Origin of the sequence: Microbacterium sp. CH12i (assembly GCF_000685355.1) — a bacterium.
Lineage (GTDB): Bacteria > Actinomycetota > Actinomycetes > Actinomycetales > Microbacteriaceae > Microbacterium.
The window spans coordinates 14,235-39,497 of the sequence record NZ_JHET01000007.1 but is presented as its reverse complement, the minus strand read 5'-3'; the positions used below and the strand labels follow the sequence as shown (position 1 = coordinate 39,497).

Genomic DNA, 25,263 nt, shown 5'->3' with positions numbered 1-25,263 from the left:
CGTGAACGTCACCACCTTTCTTTGCTCAGGGAAAGCTGAAGGGCCCGGCGCCACGCGCCGAGCCCTTCACCGTGCGTGCTTCAGTCGAGCGGAAGCAAACGGTTCGCCGACTCGGGGTTTGTCGCCAGCCAATCTTGAACGGCCGGGTCCTGGAAAGCCTTGATGAGATTCTGAATATTCTCGGTATCTTTCCACCGGCTACCGATGGTGAGCTGCCCGACGAACTCATCGGGGGGTGCAGGAGCGAAGATCAGCTGTTCTAGAGGGATGTCTGCGGATAGGTAGTACTCGGTGTATCCAACTGCGCCATCGAGATCAGGCAGCGCGCGGGACTGTGCAGCGAAGTCAAGCAACGTGAACGACAGGTTCTTCGGGTTGCTCACGATGTCCTTCACCGTCACCTCGTAGACAGGGACGGATGGGTCAAGCTCAATAAGGCCTGCCGCCTGCAGCACGTAAAGTCCCTGTGCTTCGTTCGCAGGGTCTGAGTAAAGCGAAATCGTGCCCCCCTCAGGAATGTCATCCGGCGTGGCCCACTTATCGGACCAGAGGCCGAAGCCCCAACGGAACACAGGCGTCGCGGCCTCTTCCAGGAAATCGGGGTTCGCTTCCAGCACTTGACCGAGCCACAGTTTGTGCTGGTAGACCGTCGCGGCGATCTCTCCTTCGCTCACTGCACGGTTGATCGTGGTGCTGTCAGCGAGTCCACGAAACTCCACCTTGATGCCGTACTTCGGGGCCACTTCCTCAGCCACGAACTTCACCAGCGCTGTCTCACTTGGCTGGCCCTCGACCGTTGCCACGTACAGCGTCGCGCCTGCAATCTCGTTCGCGGAGCGCGTGTCGCCGAGCTGAGGAACGATGATCGCGGCGGCAACCGCGGTGACGGCGACGACTCCCCCGACTATCCACGGCCACTTCTTGCGCTTCTTCAGTTCAATTTCGTCGATTGGCTCTGGCTGGCTGCGAACAGTTGCTGTGTTCGTCATGCGTTCTCCTTGATGCGATTCTCGTTGCTGATGGGTCGTTTGGTTGCGGACGTAGTGCTGCGTCGGCGGAGCTGCGGTGTCGTTCGTTTGACGGCAATATCACCGAAGACTTGAATCGCGCCGACAAGCACGACAAGCACGACGATCGTGGCGATCATCACCGGCTGGTCGAATCGCTGGTAGCCGTAAGTGACGGCAACGTATCCGAGTCCGCCAGCGCCGATGGTGCCGGCGATGGCCGAGTAGTCGACCATCGCGATCGAGTTGATCGTTAGGCCGCCCAAGAGGATCGGTACGGCCTCATGGATCTGGACTGAGGTGATGATTTGGAGGTTGGATGCTCCGGACGCTCGTGCAACCTTCACGAGCGAGGAAGGCACTGCTCGAATCGCATTCTCTACGATGCGTGCGAAGAATGCGGTTCCCGCGATCGACATCGGTACCACTGCTGCAGCGATCCCAATGTTCGTCCCGACGATGAAGCGGGTGAAGGGAATGATCGCGGCCATCAGCACCAGAAACGGTATTGACCGACCGATGCTGGTAGTCCAACTCAGAACGGAGTGCGAAGTTCTGTTTGGAAACAAGCCCCCCTCCCCCAGATTGAACAGGAGAACGCCGAGAGGGCCGCCAAGAAGCAGCACAACGACCATGACAATTCCGACCATGAGCAGCGTCTGGCCGAGGGCGGGAAGAATCAGCGCTGGAATGTCGCTGAACGGGGTACCGTGCGCAGCGCGGATCATTGCCCGACCACCTCAAGCTCGCGCTGGCGGAGATCCGTGCCCTCGAGCAAAGTGCCGTTCAATCCAAGCCGACGGACGCTGTCTCGGAATGCTTCGCGCCGATGGTTCGCAGCACGGACGAGGGCGTAGCCAACGACATAGCCATTCACGATGCGGACATCCGCTTGCAGGAGTCCAATCTGCGGGTCCACCTCTGCGCTGAGGACTGCGAGCCAATCTGATCGCACATTTTCTGCGCCATATGCGATGTGCCACACGTCGTTCGCGGCGTCTGCGAATGACCGTGCCGCGCGCGAGTCAACTGCGATCAGGGCAGCGCCAACGGCGGACTGCGAATCGACGAGAAGATCGCCAATCTGACCATGTTCGACGATGCGGCCATGGTCGAGTCGAGCAACGGTGTCAGCCACATTGACCACCGTGTCCATCTCGTGAGTGATGAAGAGGATCGCAAGGTCCAGCTCGTCACGGAGCTCGCGAAGGAGCGTTGTGATTGATCGTGTGGTCTCGGGATCGAGTCCAGACGTTGCCTCGTCCGCCAGCAGCACTGAGGGTCGAAGGGTGAGGGCACGTGCGATTCCGACGCGTTGCTGCTGCCCGCCGGAAAGTTGATGCGGGTAGAAGTCAGCACGCTCGCTCAGACCGACTCGATCGAGGAGCTCAGCGACTCGACGCCGATGCGCGCGATCCGTTGCTCCGAGATAGCGCAAGGGCAGTCCGACATTCTCCGCGACCGTTCGGCGTGTTTGCAGACCAGCACTCTGAAAGATTGTTCCAATCGAACGACGTGCGACCCGGAGTTCTCGGCTCTTGAGGCGCGTAAGGTCGTTGCTGTTGACCTCAACGCTCCCTGATGTTGGTCGTTCAAGCAGGTTCACGCAATGTGCGAGTGTGCTTTTTCCGGCACCACTCGGGCCGACGACCGCGAGCACCTCACCCGGGTGGATCGTCAGATCCACGCCGTCAAGGACGCGGGTGACGCCGGAGCCATTCGTATACTCCTTGACGAGATTCTTGATTTTGATCATTTGCCAGGCGCAATCGGGTCGGGGTAGGAATATGAGGGAGCCACAGTGCTGTGCTTGTGTCAGCCGCTTCTCGAATGCTGATGCCACCGAGCCGCCCCGCCAAAATCCGTGACGCTTCGTGTCACGGCGTTACGTGAAAAGTCACGCGAGCCCACCCCACGACGCGGGCATTCATCGTTCCCACCGCACCGTAGAATCAACACGTGGCTCTGACGGTCTGGCTCTCGCTGCTTACGGCATCCGTCGTCATCAGCTTCACTCCCGGCGCTGGCGCGATCAACACGATGTCGAACTCGCTTGCAGAAGGCTGGCGACGCTCGATCTGGGGCGTGATCGGCCAGCAGCTCGCTCTGATCGTGCATGTGATCATTGTTGCCGCGGGTGTCGGCCTGATCGTTGCGAGCTCTCCCCTGCTCTTCGACATCATCCGGTACGCCGGCTCTGCCTACCTGGCGTACTTGGGCCTGCGGCTCATCTTTGCTCGCCCCGTAGCCGCGGTAACCGACGAGGAGATGGGGCAACGGCTGGCCGAAGGACGCTGGTCGATGGTGCGGCGCGGATTCTGGGTGAACCTGCTGAATCCCAAGGCCATCGTTTTCTTCTTGGCTTTCATCCCCCAGTTCATCAAAGTTGATCAGCCTGCCCTTCCGCAGTATCTGATTCTCATCGCGACGGTCGTAGTCGTCGACGTCCTCGTGATGTGGGGGTTCTTCGCCGTCGCAGCGAAGCCGTTCCAGCGCGTGACCCGAACCGCCCGAGGGCAGCGGACGCTCAACATCGTCTTCGGCGTGCTCTTCCTCGCGGTAGCAGTGCTCCTGTTGCTGGTCCACTGACGCTGGACGGGCAATAGGCTTGATGGTGATGGAAATGGATGCTGCTGCTTTCGAGCAGCTTGTCACTGACGAGCTGGATCGACTACCCGACGACATGGTCGACGGGCTGGACAACGTCGTCTTCGTCGTCGAGGATCGCCCTGAAGATGGATCCCTCGGTCTGCTCGGACTCTACGATGGGCTTGCTCTCACCGAGCGCGGAAATTACGGCATGGGCGAGTTGCCCGACCGCATCGTCGTGTTCCGCGAACCGCATCTTGCCGAGTGCGACACCGAGGACGAGCTTCGTGACGAAGTGCACACCACACTCGTCCACGAGATCGCGCACTTCTACGGCATCGATGACGCGCAACTGCACGAACTGGGATGGGCATGAGCACTCCCTTCGCAACACCTGATATCGATGAACTCGTTGACCTTCACGCCGCTCCACTCGAGCCGTGGGAGGTCGTCGTTTGGAACGATCCGGTGAACCTGATGACGTACGTTGCCCGAGTCTTTCGCACCTACTTCGGATATTCCGCAGACCGCGCTAACCAGCTCATGCTCTCGGTGCACCACGAGGGACATGCGATCGTCGCAACAGGTCCGCGCGAGACGATGGAAATGCACGCACAAGCGATGCACGACTACGGGCTCTGGGCCACGGTTCGAAAGGCCCCGCAATGAGTCAGCGCACGATCAACCTCTCACTGGCAGTCGTGGAGGGCATGCATCTCGCGGGTCTCGTTGACGAGTTCATGTCAATGCTCAACGATTCCGCAGAGACACCCGACCGGGGTATCGAACGTTTGACGCCTACTGCATATCCCGACGATGCCGAAGCTTCGGCCGAGTTCTCGGCCGCGACTCGCGGGGATCTGCTCGATCGTCGTACCGCGGATGCCGCCGTCGTGCGTCAAGGTTTGATGCCTTTCCTCCACACTGCCGGAGAGGATCTCGTCGGCGACGAAGTGCTGGAACCACGCGATGTCACCATTGCCGTAGCCGACGTTGATGCGTGGCTACGCACCCTGACCGCACTGCGACTTGTGATTGCCACGCACCTCGACATCACCACCGACGATGACGACCATGACCCGGAAGACCCGCGCTTCGGTATCTACGACTGGCTGGGCTTCCGCCTGGACGGTCTCATCGCGATCGCCGATGCTTACGATGGGACCGCGCCTGACGACCGCGCCTGACGACCGCCCCTGACGGGCCTGACGCGACGAGCTAAGGAATCGTGACCTGCAGCGTGGCGTGCGCACGGGGATCGTCCCGCTCGATGTGTCGCGCTTCCTGCGCTGCCCAGCGATCCCAGTGCGGACGGAAGTCATCGCCGTCGCGCTCGAGCGCTCTGCGCTTGCGAGACGCTTCCGGCGACTCGACCCACACCCGCACATCGGCAATGCGCGCTGTCGCCGGGTTCAGCGCTCCACACCCCTCGAGAATGACGCCGAGGGCGGGCGCGACGGCGTGAGCTTCGGCCTCTACCTCGTGTTCCCAGTCCCAGCGACGCCAGGTGCTGAGCAGACCCCTGGCATGGGGACGAAGAATATCGTGCAGCGCTCGCTCGGCGCCTGCATCCAGACCGTCCCATCCCGGGTACAGCGAGTCGAGGGCGATGAGCTGAGGGGTGCCGGTAAACGGCCAGTTTGCGGCGACAAGACGCGCAAGAGTGGACTTTCCCGCTCCTGCGCGGCCATCGATCAAAACGACCGGATTACCCACCGAGACTTCGACCACCGCGTCGATGATCCGCGCGGTGGCACCCCTCAGTGCCTGCGCGACCGGGTCGCTACTTTTTGAGGGCACGAATAATGCGCGCGAGGGCGCGACCTGCAACCCACACGAAAGGAATTGCGACGGCGAGCAGCGAGATGATGTTCGGTTCGAAGCGAAGGCCCTCTTCACGGCGAACGTATACACCGAGCGGAATGGACATGCCACCGCCGCCACCGCCACCGTTCTCGTCCTGATCAGCGCCACCGCCGAATCCGGCCCAGGTCAAGGCGACAGGAGTGATACTCACCCCGTCGACATCTTGCGGTTCTCCGTAGGCGCTCTTCACGCCGAATGAGGTGAATTGCTTTCCGAGGTCCAGTGCGATGTTCGGCATATCTCCACGCTAGTCGAGGATCGCGGGGCGCGGGAGCCTAATCGAGTCCGTGCGCTTTCGGATGCTGTGCCGCACCGCGCCCGTCACCGCGTCCGACGTGGCGGGCGCGACTGATGGTGGCATTGCCGAATCGAGCTCGAGCATCGTCAAGGGCGCCTTCGACCTTGCGCCAGTGCTCGTCATCGTCCCACAGTGCGAATGCCGAGCCACCCGCGGGGCGCAGCTTCTCTGCCCGCACGCCGACCAGGCGCACGGGATCACGGCGATCAATCGACTCGTACAGCGTCTGCGCCGCCTCGCCGATGCGCTGACCGACCGAGGTCGGTTCGCTCAGCGTCTGCGAGCGGCTGAGCGTAGTGAAATCATCGAAGCGAATCTTGATCGCAACCGTCGCACACTCCCACTCGGCGCGACGCAGCCTCGCCGCGACGCGATCGGCGAGACGCAGCAGCTCAGCGCGCAAAAACTCTCGATCCATCACATCCGTCTCGAAGGTCTCCTCATGACCGATGCTCTTCTCCACCCGCGCAGTCTCAATAGCCCTCGAATCCAAACCACGAGAAAGCTCACTCAGACGGCCACCGAGTGCCGCGCCAACCGCCCGATCAAGCATCTCTTGAGGAGTGGAGCGAATATCGCCGATGGTTCGGATGCCGCGTGCCTCCAGCGACTCAGCGGCCTTGGGACCCACTCCCCACAGCGCGCGCACTGATCGCGGCGCAAGAAAATCGAGGGTGTCTGCTGCTGCGACCACCAGCATCCCGTCGGGTTTCGAAATCGTTGACGCCATCTTCGCAACGTGTTTGGTCGCCGCCACACCCACGCTGCAGGTGATGCCGACCTCGGCAAGGACTCTCTCCCGCACGAGCCGTGCAATCTGAGCAGGACTCCCCCACAGCCGCCGCACGCCCTGCACATCGAGGAACGCTTCATCGACAGATAGCGGCTCGACCAGAGGCGTGATCGATTCGAAGACCATCATCACCTGACGCGAAACCGCTTGATAGCGGTCGAAGTGCGGCGCAACGATCTTGGCAGTCGGGCACAGTCGCATCGCCTGCCCCACCGGCATCGCCGCGCGCACACCATAGCGGCGCGCTTCGTACGAGGCGCTAGAGACCACTGACCGGCCATCCGGTGCGCCAATGATCAGCGGGAGTCCGCGCAATGAAGGATCATCGAGGACCTCAACAGCCGCGTAGAACGCGTCCATATCGACGTGCAGAATGCGCGTGCCAGCGTCGTCCGCTCCGTCCGGAGAGACCACCCGCTCTCGACCATCCCCGCGACCCATGGTTCCATTCTCGCTGTGAGGTCTGACATCCGCCCCTTAGACAGGCTCAGGAAGCGGATGCCAGCCGCTCAGCAACTACTGCGCTGCGCGTTCCAGAATCAGTTCGCGCACGCGAGCCGCGTCAGCCTGGCCCATCATCGCCTTCATGACCGCGCCGATGATGGCTCCGGCGGCCTGAACCTTGCCGTCCTTGATCTTGGCCAGCACGTCAGGCTGAGAGGCCAACGCCTCATCGATCGCGGCGATGAGTGCGCCGTCGTCAGAAACGACCGCGAGTCCTCGGGCTGCGACAACTTCCTGTGGCGTGCCCTCGCCTGCGATAACGCCTTCGAGAACCTGCCGCGCGAGCTTGTCGGTGAGGGTTCCCTCGTCCACGAGCTTCTGCAGGGCAGCGACGTTCGCGGGGCTGATGAGCCCTGCGGCATCCTTGTTTTGGTTGTTCGCAAGACGCGAGACCTCCCCCGTCCACCACTTGCGTGCGGAGGCCGGCGTCGCACCGGCAGCGATCGTCGCCTCGACCTCGTCAATCAGAGCGCCATTACGGACGTCCTGGAACTCAAGGTCGGTGAAGTTCCACTCAGCCTTCAGCCGCCGCCTGCGCGCCACCGGCTGCTCTGGAAGGGCCGCGCGCAGCTCTTCAATCAGCTCAGCCGTCGGACGGACCGGCAGCAGATCAGGCTCGGGGAAGTAACGGTAGTCATCGGCATCCGACTTCGGGCGACCAGGTGACGTTGTGCCGGTGTCCTCGTGCCAGTGCCGAGTCTCCTGCGTGATCGAACCACCGTCGGCGAGAATCTGCGCCTGGCGCTGGATCTCGTACCGGACGGCCCGCTCGACAGAGCGCATGGAGTTGACGTTCTTTGTCTCGGTGCGGGTTCCCAGCTTCTCCTGACCGCGCGGGCGCAGCGAGACGTTCGCGTCACAGCGCAGGTTTCCGCGTTCCAGCCGAGCCTCAGAGATACCTAGGCCGCGCACGATGTCGCGGATGGCAGCGATGTACGCCTTGGCGTACTCGGGGGCGCGGTGCTCTGCACCGATGATGACCTTGGTCACGATCTCGACCAGCGGAACGCCGGCGCGGTTGTAGTCGACGAGCGAGTACTCGGCACCCTGGATGCGACCGGTTGCGCCGCCCATGTGGGTCAGCTTCCCTGCATCCTCTTCCATGTGCGCGCGCTCGATCGGGATCGTGACGAGCGTGCCATCCTCGAGCTCAACCTCAACCGAACCCTCATACGCGATCGGCTCATCGAACTGCGAGATCTGGTAGTTCTTGCCCAGGTCAGGGTAGAAGTAGTTCTTCCGAGCGAACCGGCTCGACTCCGCGATCGAGCAACCGAGAGCAAGCCCGAGGCTGATCGACGAGCGGATCGCCGTCTCGTTCACGACCGGTAGCGATCCGGGCAGACCGAGATCTACCGGCGCGATCAGCGTGTTCGGCGTCGCTGCGTGATACTTCTCGTTGGCGGGGTTCGGCGCGTCGGAGAACATCTTCGTGTTGGTGTTCAACTCGACGTGCACCTCGAAGCCGAGTACCGGCTCGTAGAGCTCAAGCGCCTTGTCGAAATCCATCAGCTTTGGCGCGGCCATCAGCGGTTCCCTCCTACGAGCTGGGGTGCGCGGGTGAGCAGCGGGGCTCCCCACGAGTCGACAAGTGCGGTCTCAAGCGCCGCACCCACCCGGTACAGACGTGCGTCTTCGCGTGCGGGCGCGAGGAACTGGATGCCAACGGGCAACCCATCCTCTTCAGCGAGTCCAGACGGGATCGAGATTCCTGGAACACCGGCGAGGTTCGCCGGGATCGTCGTGAAATCATTGAGGTACATCTGCAGCGGGTCATCAATCTTCTCACCGAGCTTGAATGCCGTGGTGGGGGCGGTCGGCGTCGCGATGACGTCAACTTGCTCGAAAGCTGCGTCGAAGTCCTGCTGGATGAGCGTACGCACCTTCTGTGCGCTGCCGTAGTACGCGTCGTAGTAGCCCGCAGACAGCGCGTAAGTGCCCAGGATGATTCGCCGCTTGACCTCATCGCCGAACCCGGCCTCGCGTGTCGCGGACATGACGTCCTCGACGGTCGCAGCACCTTCGGGCGTGACCCGCATGCCAAAGCGCACCGAGTCAAATTTCGCCAGGTTGCTGGATGCCTCGGCAGGAAGAATCAGGTAGTACGCCGCAACGCCGTACTCGAAGTGCGGTGTGGAGATCTCGACGATCTCAGCGCCATTCGCCTCGAGCAGGTCAAGCGCAGCGCGGAAGGATGCGGCCACACCGGGCTGGAACCCAGAGTCGGGAAGCTCCTTGATGACGCCGACGCGAAAACCCTTCAGCACATCTCCGCGAGCGCCCTCGCGCGCAGCATCCGCGAACGAAGGCCACTTGTCGGTGAGTGAGGTGGAGTCGTTGGCGTCGTGGCCGCCGATGATGTCGTGCAGCAGACCCGAATCAAGCACCGTGCGAGTGACGGGCCCGACCTGGTCGAGGCTCGATGCGAGTGCGATCGCGCCGTAGCGGCTCACACCGCCATATGTCGGCTTCACACCAACGGTGCCGGTAACGTGCGCAGGCTGACGGATCGAGCCACCCGTGTCAGAGCCCAGTGCAAGAGGGGCTTCGAATGCTGCCACAGCAGCGGCAGAGCCACCCCCCGATCCACCCGGAATGCGGTCAAGGTCCCACGGGTTGCGCGTCGGACCGTACGCGGAGTGCTCCGTGGAGGAACCCATCGCGAACTCGTCCATATTGGTCTTACCCAGCGGAATGAGGCCGGCAGCACGCGAACGCGCGACGACCGTCGCGTCGTAGGGCGACATGTACCCTTCGAGGATCTTCGAACCGCTCGTGGTGGGCTGGTCAGTGGTGACCAGAACGTCTTTGATGGCCAGCGGGACTCCGGCGAGTGGTCCGAGCTTCTCCCCCGCAGCGCGCTGCGCGTCGACGGCATCGGCCGCGGCCAGAGCGCCGGCATTCACATGCAGGAAAGCGTGCACGTCGCCATCGACAGCGGCAATGCGATCGAGGTGCGCCTGGGTGGCCTCACGACTCGAGACCTCGCCAGAACCCAACTTGTCGGCGAGTTCGGCGGCGGTCCAGCGGATGATGTCGCTCACTGCTCTTCCCCCAGGATTGCGGTTACGCGGAAACGGCCGTCCGCGGCATCCGGTGCGTTTTGCAGCACCTGCTCGTGCGTCAAAGTCTCGCCGACGACATCGGGCCGGAAGACGTTCGCGAGCGGGATCGGGTGGCTCGTGGCGACCACGTCAGGCGTTGCCACCTCCGACACCTTCGCGATGTTGTCGACGATGGCGTCAAGCTGGCCGGTGAGCCGCGACACCTCGTCCTCGTTCAGCTGGATGCGTGCGAGCACACCGAGGTGGCGCACGAGATCAGGGGTGATTTCAGACACTCCTCCAGTCTAGTTCGCCGCGTCCACTTCACCGGCGCGTGCGTGGATCGCCTTAGGCTGAGTTGCATGACGACGTTCGTTCCCCCTCGTCCCTGGGTCGAAAGCTATGCCGAAGGCGTGGCGGAAGATCTGTCGCCCGTTGAGGGCTCACTCATCGATATCGTCGCAAGCTCCGCGCGCGATTACCCGGATGCCGTCGCCCTGCAGTTCTTCGGTCGTGAAACCACGTACGTCGAATTGCAGGCAGCTATCGACCGCGCAGCCACAGGACTCCGCGACCTCGGCGTTAGCGCCGGGGACACCGTGGCGATCGTTCTGCCGAACTGCCCGCAGCACATCATCGCGTTTTACGCGGTGCTGCGCCTCGGCGCCGTTGTCGTCGAACACAACCCGCTCTACACCGCGCGCGAGCTGCGCAAACAGTTCGAGGATCACGGCGCAAAACACGCCATCGTGTGGAGCAAGGTCGTGGCGACGGTGCAGGAATTCCGTGCCGACCTCGCTGTGAGCTCACTGATCTCGGTTGACATCACGAGGGCGATGCCGCTCATCACTCGCCTCGCACTCCGGTTGCCGATCGCGAAGGCCCGCGCCTCGCGCGCCGCCCTCACCGAGACTGTTCGTGATGTCATCGCGTGGGAGAACGTTGCGGGCTCTGCTGCACTGCCCGCCTCGCATCCGCGGCCTGGGACCGACGATCTCGCCATCATTCAGTACACCTCAGGTACGACCGGAACGCCGAAGGGCGCTGCACTCACCCACCGCAACTTGCTCTCGAATGCGGCACAGATACGGGCCTGGGTCCCGGCCATCCCACACGGGCCCGGCTGCGTCCTCTACGCGGTTCTGCCTATGTTCCATTCCTACGGACTCACCCTTTGTCTGACCGTTGCGATGTCAATGGGTGCGCGGCTGGTGCTGTTTCCAAAATTCGACCCGGATATGGTGCTCGACGTCGTCAAAAAACATCCAGCTACTTTCCTGCCTCTCGTGCCGCCGATCGCCGAGCGACTGCTCACCGCAGCCAAGGCCAAAGGTGTCTCGCTCCAAGGGATCCAGTACGCGATCTCCGGCGCGATGGCCCTGCCGCACGATCTGGTCGTACCGTTCGAAGAAGCCACCGGCGGATACCTCGTCGAAGGCTATGGATTGAGCGAATGCTCCCCTGTGCTGATGGCGAACCCGGTGGCGGACAATCGGGTGCCCGGCGCAGTAGGCCTGCCCCTGCCCGGGACCGAGTGCCGCGTCATCGACCCGGACAATCCGACCCAGGATGTCGCGCCGGGCACCCCAGGGGAACTCGTGGTCCGCGGGCCACAGGTGTTCTCTGGCTACTACGGCAAGCCGGAAGCGACCGAGGAAGCATTCGTCGACGGTTGGTACCGCACCGGCGACATCGTCACGATCGACGACGCGGGATTCGTGCGCATTGTCGACCGACTCAAGGAACTCATCATCACCGGCGGATTCAACGTCTCGCCGTCGGAGGTGGAGAGCGTACTGCGCCAACATCCTTCGATCGCAGATGCTGCTGTGATCGGTCTCCCCAGCAGACATTCCGGCGAAGAGGTTGTGGCCGCAGTGGTCCTCGAGGCTGGCGCAGAGCTCGATGAAGAGTCGATCCGCGCATTCGCGCGCGGCATCCTCACGCCCTACAAAGTGCCGCGTCGTCTCTTCGCCGTCGACGACTTACCGAAGTCAATGATCGGCAAAGTTCTGCGTCGCGAAGTCAAAGCGAACATTATCAAGCTGACAAGCGGCGTCTGAAAGCGCGTCTTCACAGGCAAGGCGCACGTCGGGGCGCTACCCTTAGTTAGTGACCCTTGAAGACGCACAGCTTAACGAGCCCACCGACGAATCCCCGACGACCCCTGGATTCGAGGAACTCGGCATTACCGGCCCTGTCCTTGCTGCAATCCGCGGCCTCGGCTATGAGACCCCCTCGCCTATCCAGGCGGCAACGATCCCGACGCTACTCGGCGGCCGCGACGTCGTCGGCATGGCCCAGACGGGGACCGGCAAGACCGCTGCCTTCGCTCTGCCAGTGTTAGAGCGCCTCGATGTCTCGCAGAAGACACCTCAGGCGCTGGTGCTGGCCCCGACCCGTGAACTCGCGCTCCAGGTCTGCGAGGCCTTCGAGTCATACGCCGCGAAGATGAAGGGCGTCCACGTCCTCCCCGTCTACGGAGGCCAGGGCTACGGTGTGCAGCTTTCTGCATTGCGCCGTGGCGTGCACGTTGTGGTCGGAACCCCCGGCCGCATCATGGACCACCTCGCCAAAGGCACCCTCGATCTCTCCGCATTGAAGTACCTCGTGCTCGATGAGGCCGACGAGATGCTGAAGATGGGCTTCGCCGAGGATGTCGAGCAGATTCTTGCTCAGACGCCTGCCGAGAAGCAGGTCGCACTGTTTTCCGCGACGATGCCCCCACAGATCCGACGACTCGCGCAGAAATACCTGCGCGACGCCGAAGAGATCACGGTCAAGTCGAAGACCGCGTCAAGCACGAACATCACGCAGCGCTACCTCGTCGTCTCGTATCAGCAGAAGGTCGACGCCCTCACGCGCATCCTCGAGGTCGAGAACTTTGACGGCATGATCGTCTTCGTCCGTACGAAGAACGAGACCGAGACACTGGCCGAGAAACTGCGGGCCCGCGGATACTCTGCGGCTGCCATCAACGGCGACGTTGCACAGGTACAGCGTGAGCGCAGCGTGAACCAGCTCAAGGACGGCAAGCTCGACATCCTGGTCGCCACCGATGTTGCGGCGCGTGGCCTCGATGTCGAGCGCATCAGCCACGTCGTGAACTACGACATCCCGACCGACACCGAGTCGTACACGCACCGCATTGGGCGCACCGGGCGCGCTGGCCGCAAGGGTGACGCGATCAGCTTCATCACGCCGCGCGAGCGCTACCTGCTCAAGAGCATCGAGAAGGCAACGCGTCAGGCGCCCACTCAGATGACGCTGCCGAGCACAGACGATGTCAACACCACCCGCCTCGCACGTTTCGACGATGCCATCACCGCGGCGCTCGCGGAGACCGCACGCATCGAAGCATTCCGCGACATCGTCGCGCACTATGTGCGCAACAACGATGTGCCCGAGTCGGATGTCGCTGCTGCTCTCGCCGTCGTGGCGCAGGGTGCGACGCCCCTGCTGCTCGATCCCGCGAACGACCCGCTGACTGTTGCCGTCGAGCGCGACTCACGTCCTCGCAATGACCGTAACGATCGCGACCGCAGCGATCGTCCGGCTCGCGAGCCGCGCGAGCGTCGTGGGCGTGGCGACTACGCCGCGTACCGCATTGAGGTCGGTCGTCGTCACCGCGTCGAACCGCGTCAGATCGTCGGAGCCCTTGCCAACGAGGGTGGCCTCGGCCGCGACGATTTCGGTGCGATCAACATCAAGCCGGACTTCACCATCGTCGAGCTGCCTGTCAACCTTGACTCGCGCGTGCTTGAGAAGCTCAAGGACACCCGCATCTCGGGTCGCCTGATCGAGATCAAGGCCGACCGTGGCTCTCCCGGGCGTCGCGACAGCGGTTCGCGCGACGGATCGCACGGCGGCGGCTACGAGCGCCGGGATCGCCCGGCCCACACGGACGGCGACAAGCCGTTCCGCAAGCCTCGCCACAAGGACTAAGTAGTTTCAGGCGGGCTCACGTGAGACATCATTTCTCACGTGGGCCCGTTTTTTCGTCATACGTCCAGCGCGGCGGGACCTTCCGTCACCAGGATGTGGAACTGTGCTGCGTCGAGGATGCGGATGCCGAGGTCTTCTGCCTTCGCGAGTTTGGAGCCCGCTCCCGGACCGGCAGCAACAAAGTCGGTCTTCTTCGACACGCTGGAAGCCGCTTTACCGCCGGCGCTGATGATCGCCTCCTGCGCGCCGTCACGCGTGTACCCGTCGAGCGAGCCGGTGGCAACGACCGTAAGTCCGTCGAGCACTCCCCCTTCGGCGACGGCTGCACCGGGCCCAGGATGACCGGGCGTCGCCCATTGCACACCCGCCGCCGCCCATCGCTCGACGATGTCGACGTGCCAGTCGACCGTGAACCAGTCAAGCAGCGAGTCGGCGATGATGACGCCGACGCCCTCGACTGCGGCGAGCTCTTCACGTGAGGCTGAATGGATCGCGTCGAGCGAGCCGAACCACTGTGCCAGGGCTCGCGCTGCCACCGGTCCGACGTGCCGGATGTTCAGCGACACCAGCAGGCGCCAGAGTTCTTTGGTCTTCGCCTTCTCGAGTTCGGCGAGCAGCGTGTGGGCCTGCGACGACGGCAGAGGACCTTCAGCCCCTGACTTCTTCTCGGCAGCAGTAGCGTTGCGGCGGAACGGCGAGCGAGTCTTGACAATCCCGTCATCATCTTGTTTGGGCAGCCCAGTTTCAGCATCCCGCACGACGACCGAGATTGGCACCAGATCTTCCAGGGCGAGATTGAACAGCCCAGCCTCGGTATCGAGCGGTGCAACTGCGGGCGCCTCAGCCTGGGTCAGCGCCGCGGCGGTCACTTCGCCGAGCGCCTCGATGTCGAGGGCCCCTCGAGAGCCGATGTGCTCGACTCGTCCGCGCACCTGCGCCGGGCAGGAGCGTGCATTCGGGCAGCGGAGGTCAATATCGCCCTCCTTCATCGGACGAAGCGGGGTGCCACACTCGGGGCAGTTGACCGGCATGACGAACTCCCGCTCACTGCCATCGCGCTTCTCCACTACCGGGCCCAGTACTTCGGGAATCACGTCTCCGGCTTTGCGCAGCACCACGGTGTCGCCGATGAGCACGCCCTTAGCTTTCACGACATCTTTATTGTGCAGCGTCGCTTGTCGTACGACAGAACCCGCAACGTGTGCAGGCTCCATCACGGCAAATGGCGTCGCCCGCCCCGTACGCCCCACCGAGACGACGATGTCGATGAGCTTCGTCTGCACTTCTTCTGGAGCGTACTTGTACGCGATCGCCCACCGCGGCGCACGACTCGTGATCCCCAGCTCGTCGTGCAGCGCCAGTTCGTCAACCTTGACGACAATCCCGTCGAGCTCATGCTCGATATCGTGACGATGCTCACCGAAATACTCGACGAACGCGGCAACCTCGTCGATGCCATGACATACCTTCGAGTGCGGACTCGTGGGCAGTCCCCACTGCGCGAGAAGGTCGTAGACCTCGCTCTGCGCCGCGACAGGAGGGTTCTGCCACGCACCGACGCCGTGAACGTACAGCGACAGCGAATTTACCCGCAGGAGGCCTGCTTCGAGCTCGAGCCCGTCTTTCTTATCGAGTTGCTGTCGCAGACCCCCGCTTGCCGCGTTGCGCGGGTTAGCAAACGACGGGAATCGGCGTGCAGCGGCTGCGCGTGCCTTCTCTTCATCAAACGGCTTCTTCGCACCACCACGGGCGTCCCACCGCGCCAGAGCGTCGTTGTACGCGCGGTCACGGAACTCTGCCTGGGCAGCGTTCAACCGCTCGAATGCGGCGACGGGGATGAAGACTTCGCCACGCACCTCGACGATCGACGGATGCCCCTCACCAGAGAGGCGCTCGGGGATATCTGCCAGTCGCAGCGCGTTCTCTGTGACGATCTCGCCGACGCGCCCGTCCCCACGGGTTGCGGCGGAAGTCAGCAGGCCGTTCTCGTAGCGAAGGTTGATCGCGAGGCCATCGATCTTCAGCTCGGTGAGCCAGGCGACCTCACGGCCGGCTGCAGCCTGCGCCTTTGCCGTCCACTCACGCAGCTCATCGAGTGAGAACACGTTGTCGAGGCTCAGCATCCGCTCTGCGTGTTCGATCGTGTCGAGCCCGGTGGCCTCTGCCGCACCCACCATCTGCGTGGGTGAGTCTTGGCCTTGAAGCTCGGGGTGAAGACGCTCAAGCTCTTCAAGTCGGTGCATCCACCCGTCGTAGGTGGCGTCGTCAACGACAGAGGTGTCGCGCCCGTAATAGGCATCCTTCGCATCGAGGATGCGCGTGGTCAGCTCTTCGGCCTCGGTGCGGGCGTCGTCTAGCGAGATGTTCTCAGGCACCTGGTCAGTCTACGAGCGGGCACCGACAATGCGAGTCGTTTGCAGTGCGCTAAGCGTCGACCGGAACAGCAGAAACGGTGCGATCGATCGTGAACTGGCCAAGAACCCGAGTGCCAAGGTAGAGCACCGCGGTCTGCCCCGGTGCCACACCATCAAGCGGCACCTCGGGAACCACAGTCACCCCTGATGATGACACCGCCGCGTGTGCAGGAACCGGCTCAGAATGCGCGCGGATCTGCACATGGCAATCGAACTCAGAAGAAACTGGTCCAGCACCAGCCCAGCTGTGGCGTTCCCCCGAGATCTCGCCAATCGCAAGTGCTTCCTTCGGACCGACGACCACGGTGTTCGACACCGGACGCACCTCGAGCACGAACCGGGGCTTCCCATCAGCCGCCGGAATGCCAAGCTTCAAGCCGCGACGCTGCCCGACCGTGAACGCGTGCGCACCGTCGTGCGAGCCGATAACGGCGCCGCTGCGGTCAAGAACCTCGCCCTGCTCAGCGCCGACCTTCTCTGCAAGCCACCCGCGCGTGTCGCCATCGGGGATGAAGCAAATGTCATGACTGTCCGGCTTCTGCGCGACGCTCAGGCCACGCTCGGCGGCCTCAGCCCGGACGAGTGCCTTCGACGGTGTCTCGCCGAGCGGGAAGTACGTGTACGCGAGCTGCTCAGCAGTGAGCACTCCGAGCACGTAGGACTGATCTTTCGCGTTGTCAGACGCGCGGTGCAGTTCGAGCCCGCCTTCACCATCGATGAGTGTGGCGTAGTGGCCGGTGCAGACCGCGTCGAAGCCCAGCTCGATCGCGCGCTCTAGGAGTGCTGCGAACTTGATCTTCTCGTTGCAGCGCATGCAGGGGTTCGGGGTGCGGCCGGCCTGGTACTCGGAGATGAAGTCATCGATCACATCGTCGCGGAACCGCTCGGAGAAATCCCATACATAAAAAGGGATGCCGAGCTTGTCAGAGGCGCGACGCGCATCCATCGCATCTTCGATCGTGCAACACCCGCGGCTGCCCGTGCGCAGCGTGCCGCCAGCCCTCGAGAGCGCCAAGTGCACGCCGGTGACATCGTGGCCTGCTTCGACAGCGCGCGCAGCTGCCACGGCAGAATCCACGCCACCACTCATCGCCGCAAGAATTCGCATTAGTCCATTCTACGAGCGTGACGCTTCGACAGGCTCAGCGAGCGCCCAGATTCCCGGATGCCCTGAGATAAGCATCCGAAATCGAGGCAAGCACGGCATCAACATCCTCGTGGGTCGATGTGCGTCCCAGCGTGAAGCGCAGCACACTTCGGGCATCTCTTTCGCTGCGCCCCATCGCCATCACCACGTGTGACGGTTCTGCGACCCCGGCCTGGCATGCAGACCCGGTGGATGCCGCGACACCGGCGACATCCAGCATGAACAGCAGGCTCTCCCCCACCGCGCCCGGAAACAGCACATGCGCGTTATTCGGCAACCGGTCAACAGGGTCGCCCAGAAGCTCCGCGGCAGGGATGACCGCACGGATGCCGTCGACGAGGCGATCCCGCAACGCTGAAAGCCGCAACGCCTCCGTCTCGCGCTCGGCTTCGGCGAGTTCCAGCGCGACCGCGAATGCGGCAGCCCCGGCAACGTCCTGGGTTCCGGCGCGAAGCCCACGCTGCTGCGCACCGCCGTGCAGCAACGCCGATATCTTGGCCGTGCGCGCCACGACCAGCGCGCCGATGCCCACGGGGGCGCCGATCTTGTGCCCGGCGACACTCATGGCGACGAGGCCGACGCCAGGCGCAGCATCCGCCCGTAATTCACGGAAAGACACCGGAAGATGCCCCAGCGCAGCAATCGCATCCACGTGCAGTGGCACATTCGCGGAAGCCGCAGCGGCAGTCAGGGCGCCCGCGTCGTTGACCGTTCCCACCTCATTGTTTGCAACGAGTGCGGTCGCCAACGCCGCGCCGGGGAGCGCAGCGACAAATTCCTGCAACCCGATGCGGCCGTCCGAAGAGATTGGGACGGCCCGCACATCTGCGCTTTCACGAGCGAGGGCAGCAACTGTGTCCATGCTCGCGTGATGCTCGCCGTCTGGTAGCACGATCGCGTCAGAATCGGCGGGGCGGGATGCCCACAGCCCACGAAGCGCCGTGTTGATTGACTCGGTTCCTCCCGACGTCAGCACAACCTCGATCGCATCCGAGTCGAGCACCGCAGCGATCCGCTCACGTGATTCCTCAAGCAGGCGCCGCGCGTCCTGGCCTGCACCATGAGTGGATGCCGCATTGCCGACGACGTCTGTTGCCGCGAGCCACGCATCCCGTGCCTCAGGCCGCAACGGCGTGGTCGCCGCATGGTCAAGATAGAACCGCATCCCTTAACTCTCCCCTATTTCTTGCGAACCAGGGCGTGAAACCGAGTGCGTCTGGTCGTGAGACTCCAGCGCACCCCCCTATTGTGTATTCATGCTTGAGTCCAGTGATCTTGCCGCGTTCGTCGGCCCCGCCCTCGACGATCTCGGGGTGCGCCTGCACGACGGTGTCGCAACGTTGCGGGTCTGGTCCGAGAACGCCACCTCCATTGAGCTCGTCACATTCGACGAAACCGACCTCGACTGGGTTACCGATGAGGTGCCCCTCGAGCGTGGCGATTCAGATGTGTGGGAAGTCACCACCCATCTGCTGCAGCCAGGGACTCGCTATGCCATCCGCGTCGGTGGTCCCCACGCTCCAGGCAACACGTTCAACCCCGAGACTTTACTTCTTGACCCCTACGCTCGTGGGCTCGCGCAAGGCGACGGCTACGAGGAATGGCGCTCTGTCGTCATCATCGACGGCTTCGACTGGGGCGATTCGAAGAAGCCGCAGACACCGCTCGACCAGACGGTGGTCTACGAAGGGCATCTGAAGGGCATGACCAAGCGTCACCCCGACATCCCGCCGGCGTTGCACGGCACCTACGCCGGTCTCGCGCACCCCGAGATGATCAAGTACCTCCATTCGCTCGGTGTCACCGCCGTTGAGCTCTTGCCGATTCACGCTTTCGTACCCGAACCTCGCCTCCTCGAACGTGGCCTGACGAATTACTGGGGTTACAACACCCTGAACTTCTTCACCCCGCACGCCGCTTACGCCACCGAAGATGCTCGCAAGGAAGGCCCAGAGGCCGTCCTCGCCGAGTTCAAGGGCATGGTGCGGCTGTTGCACGAGGCGGGACTCGAGGTCATCCTCGACGTGGTCTACAACCACACCTCGGAAGAAGGTATCGGTGGTCCCCGCTCGAGCCTGCGTGGAATCGACAACGCCAACTACTACCGGCAACAGCCGGACGGCGCATACATCGACACCACGGGCTGCGGGAACACCCTCGACACCTCGAAGGACGCCGGCGCGAGGCTCGTGCTCGACTCGCTTCGATACTGGGCCCAGGAAATGCAGATCGACGGTTTCCGATTCGATCTGGCCGCGGCGCTCGGCCGAGATGCGACACACGAATACACCCGCGAGCATCCACTGCTCCTCGCGATCCGAGACGATCCTGCCCTGCAGGATGTCAAGCTCATCGCTGAGCCATGGGACGTCGGGCTGGGAGGCTGGCAGACCGGCAATTTCACACCCGGATGGCACGAGTGGAACGACCGCTACCGTGACCGCGTGCGCAACTTCTGGTTGAGCGATATCGACTACGCCCGCCGCGCATCGGCGCCGGTCGGCGTCGGTGGCTTCGCTACGCGTCTTGCCGGGTCGTCAAACACCTTCAGTGACGAGCGCGGGCCGCTCGCAAGCGTGAATTTCATCACCGCGCACGACGGCTTCACTCTGCACGACCTCGTGTCCTATGACATGAAGCACAACGAGGCCAATGGCGAGGAAAACCGCGATGGCGCCGATACCAATCGTTCGTTCAACCATGGCGTTGAAGGAAGACGGATAACCCAGAGATCCTGGCCACCCGCCGCAAGGCCATGCGCAACCTCCTCGGCACTCTGCTGCTCTCCGCCGGCATCCCCATGCTCGCCGCCGGTGACGAGACCGGCCGCACGCAGCGAGGCAATAACAACGCATACGCCCAAGACTCGGCTCTCACCTGGCTGAGTTGGGAACACGAGGAGTGGCAGCTCAATCTGCGCGCCCACGTCGCAGCCCTCACCAGGCTGCGTCTCGCCAACCCCGCATTGCGTCCGAGTCGGTACGCACGGTTGGGTGAACACACACCGAATGCGTCGGTCATGGACTGGTTCGACCAGAACGGCGAGACGATGGAACCGGAGAAGTGGACCGACCCCGGTAACCGCACGCTGCAGTACGTCGCGGCATCCACGCCCGTGGACGAGCCACTCAATCGCGTCCTGCTCGTCGTACACGGCACGGAGACTCCGATCGACGTGACGCTGCCGGATGCCATCGAAGGAGCGACCGCATTCGTGTCGCTGTGGTCGAGCGCAGACGAGCATCCTGACGTCGAATCCGAGACTTTTGCACCCGGCGATGTGCTGCCGATGCCCGGTACTTCGATGCGGCTCTTCCGCGTCGAGTAACGCACGCTCGACACGCTGTCCGCTACGGGTGTGCAGGACATCACAAGCGCGGTACATTCGGGGTGTGTCTGCACGTTCTGGCAATCGTCCCGCGGCGCTTCGAAGCCCCGCACAGATCCCCCTGCGGCCCCGTGCCGTCGATGCGAGCGCCGGTACGCGGACGGGCAGAATTCCGCTCGCCGAGCCAACGCCGTTCACCCCTGGCGGCTTCGCCTCGAAAGCATTCGTCGGCGAGGTGGTGCCATTCCGTGTCACGGCATTCCGCGAGGGACACGACCGCATCGGTGCTCATCTTCGTCTCACCGCGCCAGACGGCGCCGAGACCCTGCATCGCCTGACCCCACTTGAGGACGGCACCGACAGGTGGCAGACCGAAGTTGCGCTCGACCTGCAGGGCATCTGGCGTTACCGCTTCGAGGGCTTTGGCGACGACTTCGCAACATGGGCGTATGCAGCATCCGTGAAGATTGTCGCGGGTGTGGACGTCGAGGTGATGTCTGCGCTCGGCGAGGAACTGTTCCGCCGCGCTGCCCGCGACAAGAACCGTCCTGGCGCCGAGCGCAAGCGTCTCGCGTCGATCGCCGAGACGCTGAGCAAGACTGATTCTGCCGTCGCGCTGGCCGTCGCCACGGATGCAGACGTCGCGGCTGTGTTCGCCGCACGCCCACTGTTTTCCCTCTCCGCTGCCACACCGGAGCAGACCATCCTCGTCGAGCGCACCATGGCAGCAGTCGGCGCCTGGTATGAGTTCTTCCCTCGTTCTGAAGGCGCCAAGCGCAAGAAGGACGGCACCCTCAAGAGCGGTACGTTCCGGAGCGCGGCCAAGCGCCTTCCCGGGGTCGCAGAGATGGGCTTCGACGTCCTGTACCTCCCGCCGATCCACCCGATCGGGCGCACGCATCGCAAGGGACCGAACAACAGTCTCGTGGCCGGTCCTTCAGATCCCGGCTCGCCCTGGGCCATTGGTGCCGCCGAAGGCGGGCATGATGCGGTGCATCCAGACCTCGGCACGCTTGCTGATCTCCGCTTCTTCGTGCGCGAAGCGCACAAGGTCGGCTTGGAAGTCGCACTCGACCTTGCTTTACAGGCGTCACCAGACCACCCATGGGTGACCACGCATCCAGAGTGGTTTACCACCCTCCCGGACGGCACAATCGCGTACGCCGAGAATCCGCCGAAGAAATATCAGGACATCTATCCGCTGAACTTCGACGATGATCCTGAAGGCTTGCGCGATGAGGTGCTCCGCATCGTCAAGCATTGGATCAGCCAGGGTGTGAAGATCTTCCGTGTCGATAACCCACACACCAAACCGTTGTGGTTCTGGGAGTGGTTGATCGCTCGCGTCAGTGCGATAGACCCGGACATTGTGTTCCTCGCCGAAGCGTTCACGCGTCCTGCGCCAGTGCGTGCGCTCGCCGCCGCGGGCTTTCAGCAGAGCTACACTTATTTCACGTGGCGCAACACCAAGTCCGAACTCGAAGAGTTTCTTACCGGCCTTGCCACCGAGACAGCCGACTACTTGCGGCCGAACCTGTTCGTGAACACTCCAGACATCCTCACCGAATACCTGCAGTTCGGCGGACGCGCCGCTTATCGTATCCGCGCGGCGATTGCTGCTACGGCCGCCCCGACCTACGGTGTGTACGCCGGGTATGAGCTCTACGAGAATGTCGCGCGCCCCGGCGCTGAAGAGAACATCGACAATGAGAAGTACGAATACAAGTTCCGTGACTTTGCGGCCGCGGAAGCCGCTGGCGACTCGCTTGCGCCCTATTTGCGAAAGCTGAATGCAATCCGTAGAGCGCACCCCGCCCTCCGTCAGCTGCGTAATCTCGCCGTGCACTGGAGCGATGACGACGCCATCTTGGTCTACTCGAAGCATCTCGAGGCAGCATTCACCGACGACGGACACTCTGACACGATCATCGTCGTCGCGAACGTCGACCCGCACTCTGTACGCGAGACCACAGTTCATCTGGATACCCGGGCTGGGGTGTTGAACCCGGTGAGGTATATGAGGTTGAAGACCTCGTCACCGGCGCCGTGTGGCCCTGGACCGATCACAACTTTGTGCGCCTCGACGCGTTCGCCGAACCGGTGCACATCCTGAAGGTGAAGGTGCGATCATGAGCGAAGAAAAGAACGTCGACGGTCTGCAGAGCCCTATTGCAACCCCGGAATGGAAAGCGATCTCCGCTGGCTCTCACCATGCCCCGCATGATCTGCTCGGCGCCCACCCGACGACGGATGCTGCCGGTCACCCCCAGACGACGATCCGGGTGCGTCGCCCGCTGGCAACCAGCGTCGTGGCAGTCTTCACTGACGGAACGCGCCTGGCTCTCCAACATGCCGCGAACGGCATATGGTCGGCGCAGCACGAGGGGCCACCCGTGGCGTACCGCGTGGCGACTGTGTACGCCGACGGGGAAGAGCAACTGGCAGGCGATCCTTACCGGCACACCCCCACCATCGGCGACATGGACCTTCATCTCATCGCCGAAGGCCGCCACGAACGGCTCTGGGAAGTCTTGGGTGCCAACGCCCACTTGGTAGACGGCGAGATCGGAGTTTCGTTCGCTGTCTGGGCTCCCAACGCCCAGGCTGTGCGCGTTGTCGGCGAGCACAACGGCTGGGACGGCGAAGGCCACAGCATGCGCTCGATGGGCGTCAGCGGCGTCTGGGAGCTGTTCATCCCCGACATGACTCCTGGCACGCTCTACAAATATCAGATTCTGACGCCGGACGGTCGCTGGATTCTCAAGGCAGACCCGATGGCCCAGCGAACCCAGGTGCCGCCACAGACGGCCTCGGTCGTGCCGTTCTCCGCATATTCCTGGGGTGATGGCGCGTGGATGACGCGGCGTGCGGCCACTCGTGCGGTCGCCCAGCCGATGTCGATCTACGAGGTGCACCTCGCCTCGTGGCGAACGGGTCTCGGATACCGAGAGATCGCCGATCCACTGATCGCGCACGTGATCGAGACCGGATTCACGCACGTCGAGTTCATGCCTCTCGCGGAACACCCGTTCGGAGGTTCTTGGGGTTATCAGGTGAGCGGCTACTACGCCCCCACCGCACGTTTCGGCACACCTGATGATCTGCGCTACCTGATCGATCGTCTGCATCAGGCAGGAATCGGCGTACTCCTGGACTGGGTGCCAGGCCATTTCCCCAAGGACGAGTTCGCGCTGGCGCGTTTCGACGGGCGACCGCTATACGAGCATCCAGATCCGCGCCGCGGCGAACACCAGGACTGGGGCACCCTCATCTTCGACTACGGTCGGCCGGAGGTACGCGGCTTCCTCGTCGCAAACGCTTTGTACTGGCTCGACCAGTTCCACATCGACGGTTTGCGCGTCGACGCCGTCGCCTCGATGCTCTATCTCGATTACTCCCGCGAAGACGGGCAGTGGGAGCCGAACATCCATGGCGGTCGAGAGAATCTAGAGGCGATCCGCTTCCTCCAAGAGGTCAACGCCACCGCCTACCGCGCCCATCCCGGCATCGTGATGATCGCCGAGGAATCCACCAGCTTCCCCGGGGTCACCGGACGCACGGACCACGCCGGTCTCGGCTTCGGGTTCAAGTGGAACATGGGCTGGATGAACGACTCTCTGCAGTACATCTCCCGGGACCCGATGTATCGCGCACACCACGAGGGTGAGATGACGTTCTCCTTCGTCTACGCCTTCGGTGAAAACTACCTCCTGCCCATCAGTCACGATGAGGTCGTGCATGGCAAGGGCAGTCTGCTGTCGAAGATGCCGGGCGACCACGCGCACAAACTCGCGAATGTGCGCGCGTACCTCGCGTACATGTGGGGCCACCCCGGCAAGAACCTGCTTTTCATGGGGCAAGAATTTGGCCAGCTGGCAGAGTGGTCCGAGTCCAGGTCATTGGACTGGTGGCTGCTCGATCAGCCCTCGCATGCGCAGCTACAGCAATTCGTGGGAGCGATGAACGGCGTGTACCGCGACACCGCACCGCTCTGGGAGCGCGACGGTGACAGTACCTGCTTCCGCCGCCTTGGTGCGCCATCGTGGGACCCGAACGTCATCGCCTTCGAGCGTCGTGACACGCACGGCGGGCGCGTCGTCGTGATCAGCAACTTCGCGGGCGTCGAACGGGCGGGACTCGCGCTTGACCTCCCCGTGGACGGCGTGTGGACCGAGATCCTCAACACGGATGCTGTCGAGTACGGCGGCCACGGCATCGGCAATTACGGTCGCGTCGCCGCACACACCGCAGGTGAGCATGGCACGCCCACGACGAAAATCACCCTGCCAGCGCTTTCAACGATCTGGCTGCGACACCAGGGCTGAGCC

The 25,263-nt window shown here is 63.3% G+C and carries 19 protein-coding genes and 2 pseudogenes; 9 read left to right on the top strand and 12 right to left on the bottom strand.

The features are described 5' to 3' along the window. Positions 1-80: 80 nt before the first annotated feature. Genes DC31_RS08540 through DC31_RS08530 form a run of 3 tightly spaced genes read right to left on the bottom strand, consistent with a single transcriptional unit; the run spans position 81 to position 2,763 of the window. The gene (locus tag DC31_RS08540; RefSeq protein ID WP_036279015.1) at positions 81-989 is read right to left on the bottom strand and encodes a MetQ/NlpA family ABC transporter substrate-binding protein; all 909 of its coding nucleotides are present in this window, start codon (positions 987-989) and stop codon (positions 81-83) included. Beyond that, the gene (locus DC31_RS08535) at positions 986-1,735 is read right to left on the bottom strand and encodes a methionine ABC transporter permease (protein WP_036279013.1); all 750 of its coding nucleotides are present in this window, start codon (positions 1,733-1,735) and stop codon (positions 986-988) included. Before DC31_RS08535 ends, DC31_RS08540 begins: the two co-directional genes overlap by 4 nt. Beyond that, positions 1,732-2,763 carry a methionine ABC transporter ATP-binding protein gene (locus tag DC31_RS08530; RefSeq protein WP_036279012.1) on the bottom strand — a complete coding sequence of 344 codons (1,032 nt, stop codon included), beginning with the start codon at positions 2,761-2,763 and terminating at the stop codon, positions 1,732-1,734. The genes DC31_RS08535 and DC31_RS08530 overlap by 4 nt, the downstream gene beginning before the upstream one ends. A gap of 203 nt (positions 2,764-2,966) precedes the next feature. On the opposite strand from DC31_RS08530, the gene DC31_RS08525 reads away from it, so the two are divergent. Genes DC31_RS08525 through DC31_RS08510 form a run of 4 tightly spaced genes read left to right on the top strand, consistent with a single transcriptional unit; the run spans position 2,967 to position 4,783 of the window. Next, positions 2,967-3,596: a LysE family translocator gene (locus tag DC31_RS08525; protein WP_036279009.1), complete on the top strand. Its 630-nt coding sequence runs from the start codon at positions 2,967-2,969 to the stop codon at positions 3,594-3,596. Positions 3,597-3,624: 28 nt separating this feature from the next. Next, positions 3,625-3,972: a metallopeptidase family protein gene (locus DC31_RS08520; RefSeq protein ID WP_036279007.1), complete on the top strand. Its 348-nt coding sequence runs from the start codon at positions 3,625-3,627 to the stop codon at positions 3,970-3,972. Beyond that, positions 3,963-4,265 carry an ATP-dependent Clp protease adapter ClpS gene (gene clpS / locus DC31_RS08515; protein ID WP_036279005.1) on the top strand — a complete coding sequence of 101 codons (303 nt, stop codon included), beginning with the start codon at positions 3,963-3,965 and terminating at the stop codon, positions 4,263-4,265. The genes DC31_RS08520 and clpS overlap by 10 nt, the downstream gene beginning before the upstream one ends. Beyond that, a complete protein-coding gene (locus tag DC31_RS08510) occupies positions 4,262-4,783 on the top strand; it encodes a DUF2017 family protein (RefSeq protein WP_036279003.1) in 522 nt (173 codons plus the stop codon). Before clpS ends, DC31_RS08510 begins: the two co-directional genes overlap by 4 nt. Positions 4,784-4,814: 31 nt before the next feature. Here the strand turns inward: DC31_RS08510 and DC31_RS08505 are convergent, their stop codons facing one another. The 6 genes from DC31_RS08505 to gatC all read right to left on the bottom strand — a co-directional run bounded on the left by DC31_RS08505 (position 4,815) and on the right by gatC (position 10,397). Then, the gene (locus DC31_RS08505; RefSeq protein ID WP_036279001.1) at positions 4,815-5,396 is read right to left on the bottom strand and encodes an aminobenzoate synthetase; all 582 of its coding nucleotides are present in this window, start codon (positions 5,394-5,396) and stop codon (positions 4,815-4,817) included. Then, positions 5,380-5,700 carry a hypothetical protein gene (locus DC31_RS08500; RefSeq protein ID WP_036278999.1) on the bottom strand — a complete coding sequence of 107 codons (321 nt, stop codon included), beginning with the start codon at positions 5,698-5,700 and terminating at the stop codon, positions 5,380-5,382. The genes DC31_RS08505 and DC31_RS08500 overlap by 17 nt, the downstream gene beginning before the upstream one ends. 37 nt (positions 5,701-5,737) lie before the next feature. Continuing rightward, the gene (dinB, locus tag DC31_RS08495; protein WP_036278997.1) at positions 5,738-6,994 is read right to left on the bottom strand and encodes a DNA polymerase IV; all 1,257 of its coding nucleotides are present in this window, start codon (positions 6,992-6,994) and stop codon (positions 5,738-5,740) included. Between the two features lie 75 nt (positions 6,995-7,069). Beyond that, positions 7,070-8,584, bottom strand: coding sequence for an Asp-tRNA(Asn)/Glu-tRNA(Gln) amidotransferase subunit GatB (gatB, locus tag DC31_RS08490; RefSeq protein WP_036278995.1), 1,515 nt, complete (start codon positions 8,582-8,584; stop codon positions 7,070-7,072). Continuing rightward, positions 8,584-10,101: an Asp-tRNA(Asn)/Glu-tRNA(Gln) amidotransferase subunit GatA gene (gatA, locus tag DC31_RS08485; RefSeq protein ID WP_036278993.1), complete on the bottom strand. Its 1,518-nt coding sequence runs from the start codon at positions 10,099-10,101 to the stop codon at positions 8,584-8,586. The genes gatB and gatA overlap by 1 nt, the downstream gene beginning before the upstream one ends. After that, positions 10,098-10,397 (bottom strand): Asp-tRNA(Asn)/Glu-tRNA(Gln) amidotransferase subunit GatC, encoded by a 300-nt coding sequence (gene gatC, locus DC31_RS08480; RefSeq protein WP_036278991.1) that lies wholly within the window; start codon positions 10,395-10,397, stop codon positions 10,098-10,100. Before gatC ends, gatA begins: the two co-directional genes overlap by 4 nt. A gap of 66 nt (positions 10,398-10,463) precedes the next feature. Here gatC and DC31_RS08475 point away from each other — a divergent pair, with 66 nt between their 5' ends. Both DC31_RS08475 and DC31_RS08470 read left to right on the top strand, forming a co-directional pair. Continuing rightward, entirely contained in the window at positions 10,464-12,164 is a 1,701-nt protein-coding gene (locus DC31_RS08475) for a long-chain-fatty-acid--CoA ligase (protein WP_036278988.1), read from the top strand. Between the two features lie 49 nt (positions 12,165-12,213). After that, positions 12,214-14,046: a DEAD/DEAH box helicase gene (locus DC31_RS08470; protein ID WP_036278986.1), complete on the top strand. Its 1,833-nt coding sequence runs from the start codon at positions 12,214-12,216 to the stop codon at positions 14,044-14,046. Between the two features lie 56 nt (positions 14,047-14,102). On the opposite strand, the gene ligA is transcribed toward DC31_RS08470, so the two are convergent. The 3 genes from ligA to DC31_RS08455 are packed head-to-tail and all read right to left on the bottom strand — an operon-like array spanning position 14,103 to position 18,772. Then, positions 14,103-16,421, bottom strand: coding sequence for an NAD-dependent DNA ligase LigA (ligA, locus tag DC31_RS08465; RefSeq protein ID WP_036278984.1), 2,319 nt, complete (start codon positions 16,419-16,421; stop codon positions 14,103-14,105). Positions 16,422-16,470: 49 nt separating this feature from the next. After that, entirely contained in the window at positions 16,471-17,568 is a 1,098-nt protein-coding gene (gene mnmA, locus DC31_RS08460) for a tRNA 2-thiouridine(34) synthase MnmA (RefSeq protein ID WP_081813784.1), read from the bottom strand. A 34-nt stretch (positions 17,569-17,602) separates the two neighbouring features. Next, positions 17,603-18,772, bottom strand: a complete 1,170-nt coding sequence (locus DC31_RS08455) for a cysteine desulfurase family protein (RefSeq protein WP_036278982.1) — start codon at positions 18,770-18,772, stop codon at positions 17,603-17,605. 91 nt (positions 18,773-18,863) lie between these two features. Between DC31_RS08455 and glgX the strand changes: the two are divergent. The 3 genes and pseudogenes from glgX to glgB all read left to right on the top strand — a co-directional run bounded on the left by glgX (position 18,864) and on the right by glgB (position 25,260). Further along, positions 18,864-20,935: pseudogene (glgX, locus tag DC31_RS08450) on the top strand (glycogen debranching protein GlgX). Next, a pseudogene (locus DC31_RS08445) lies at positions 20,886-23,068 on the top strand (maltotransferase domain-containing protein). Before glgX ends, DC31_RS08445 begins: the two co-directional pseudogenes overlap by 50 nt. Continuing rightward, positions 23,065-25,260 (top strand): 1,4-alpha-glucan branching protein GlgB, encoded by a 2,196-nt coding sequence (gene glgB / locus DC31_RS08440; RefSeq protein WP_051606640.1) that lies wholly within the window; start codon positions 23,065-23,067, stop codon positions 25,258-25,260. Before DC31_RS08445 ends, glgB begins: the two are co-directional and overlap by 4 nt. The last annotated feature ends 3 nt before the right edge of the window (positions 25,261-25,263 follow it).

Bases quoted from the DNA above. Each gene is read 5' to 3' on its own strand.
- clpS (WP_036279005.1), top strand. From the start codon at position 3,963: ATGGGCATGAGCACTCCCTTCGCAACACCTGATATCGATGAACTCGTT.
- gatB (WP_036278995.1), bottom strand. From the start codon at position 8,584: ATGGCCGCGCCAAAGCTGATGGATTTCGACAAGGCGCTTGAGCTCTAC.
- DC31_RS08475 (WP_036278988.1), top strand. From the start codon at position 10,464: ATGACGACGTTCGTTCCCCCTCGTCCCTGGGTCGAAAGCTATGCCGAA.
- DC31_RS08535 (WP_036279013.1), bottom strand. From the start codon at position 1,735: ATGATCCGCGCTGCGCACGGTACCCCGTTCAGCGACATTCCAGCGCTG.
- DC31_RS08520 (WP_036279007.1), top strand. From the start codon at position 3,625: ATGGAAATGGATGCTGCTGCTTTCGAGCAGCTTGTCACTGACGAGCTG.
- DC31_RS08510 (WP_036279003.1), top strand. From the start codon at position 4,262: ATGAGTCAGCGCACGATCAACCTCTCACTGGCAGTCGTGGAGGGCATG.
- DC31_RS08530 (WP_036279012.1), bottom strand. From the start codon at position 2,763: ATGATCAAAATCAAGAATCTCGTCAAGGAGTATACGAATGGCTCCGGC.
- DC31_RS08455 (WP_036278982.1), bottom strand. From the start codon at position 18,772: ATGCGGTTCTATCTTGACCATGCGGCGACCACGCCGTTGCGGCCTGAG.
- dinB (WP_036278997.1), bottom strand. From the start codon at position 6,994: ATGGGTCGCGGGGATGGTCGAGAGCGGGTGGTCTCTCCGGACGGAGCG.
- DC31_RS08540 (WP_036279015.1), bottom strand. From the start codon at position 989: ATGACGAACACAGCAACTGTTCGCAGCCAGCCAGAGCCAATCGACGAA.
- glgB (WP_051606640.1), top strand. From the start codon at position 23,065: ATGAGCGAAGAAAAGAACGTCGACGGTCTGCAGAGCCCTATTGCAACC.
- mnmA (WP_081813784.1), bottom strand. From the start codon at position 17,568: ATGCGAATTCTTGCGGCGATGAGTGGTGGCGTGGATTCTGCCGTGGCA.
- DC31_RS08500 (WP_036278999.1), bottom strand. From the start codon at position 5,700: ATGCCGAACATCGCACTGGACCTCGGAAAGCAATTCACCTCATTCGGC.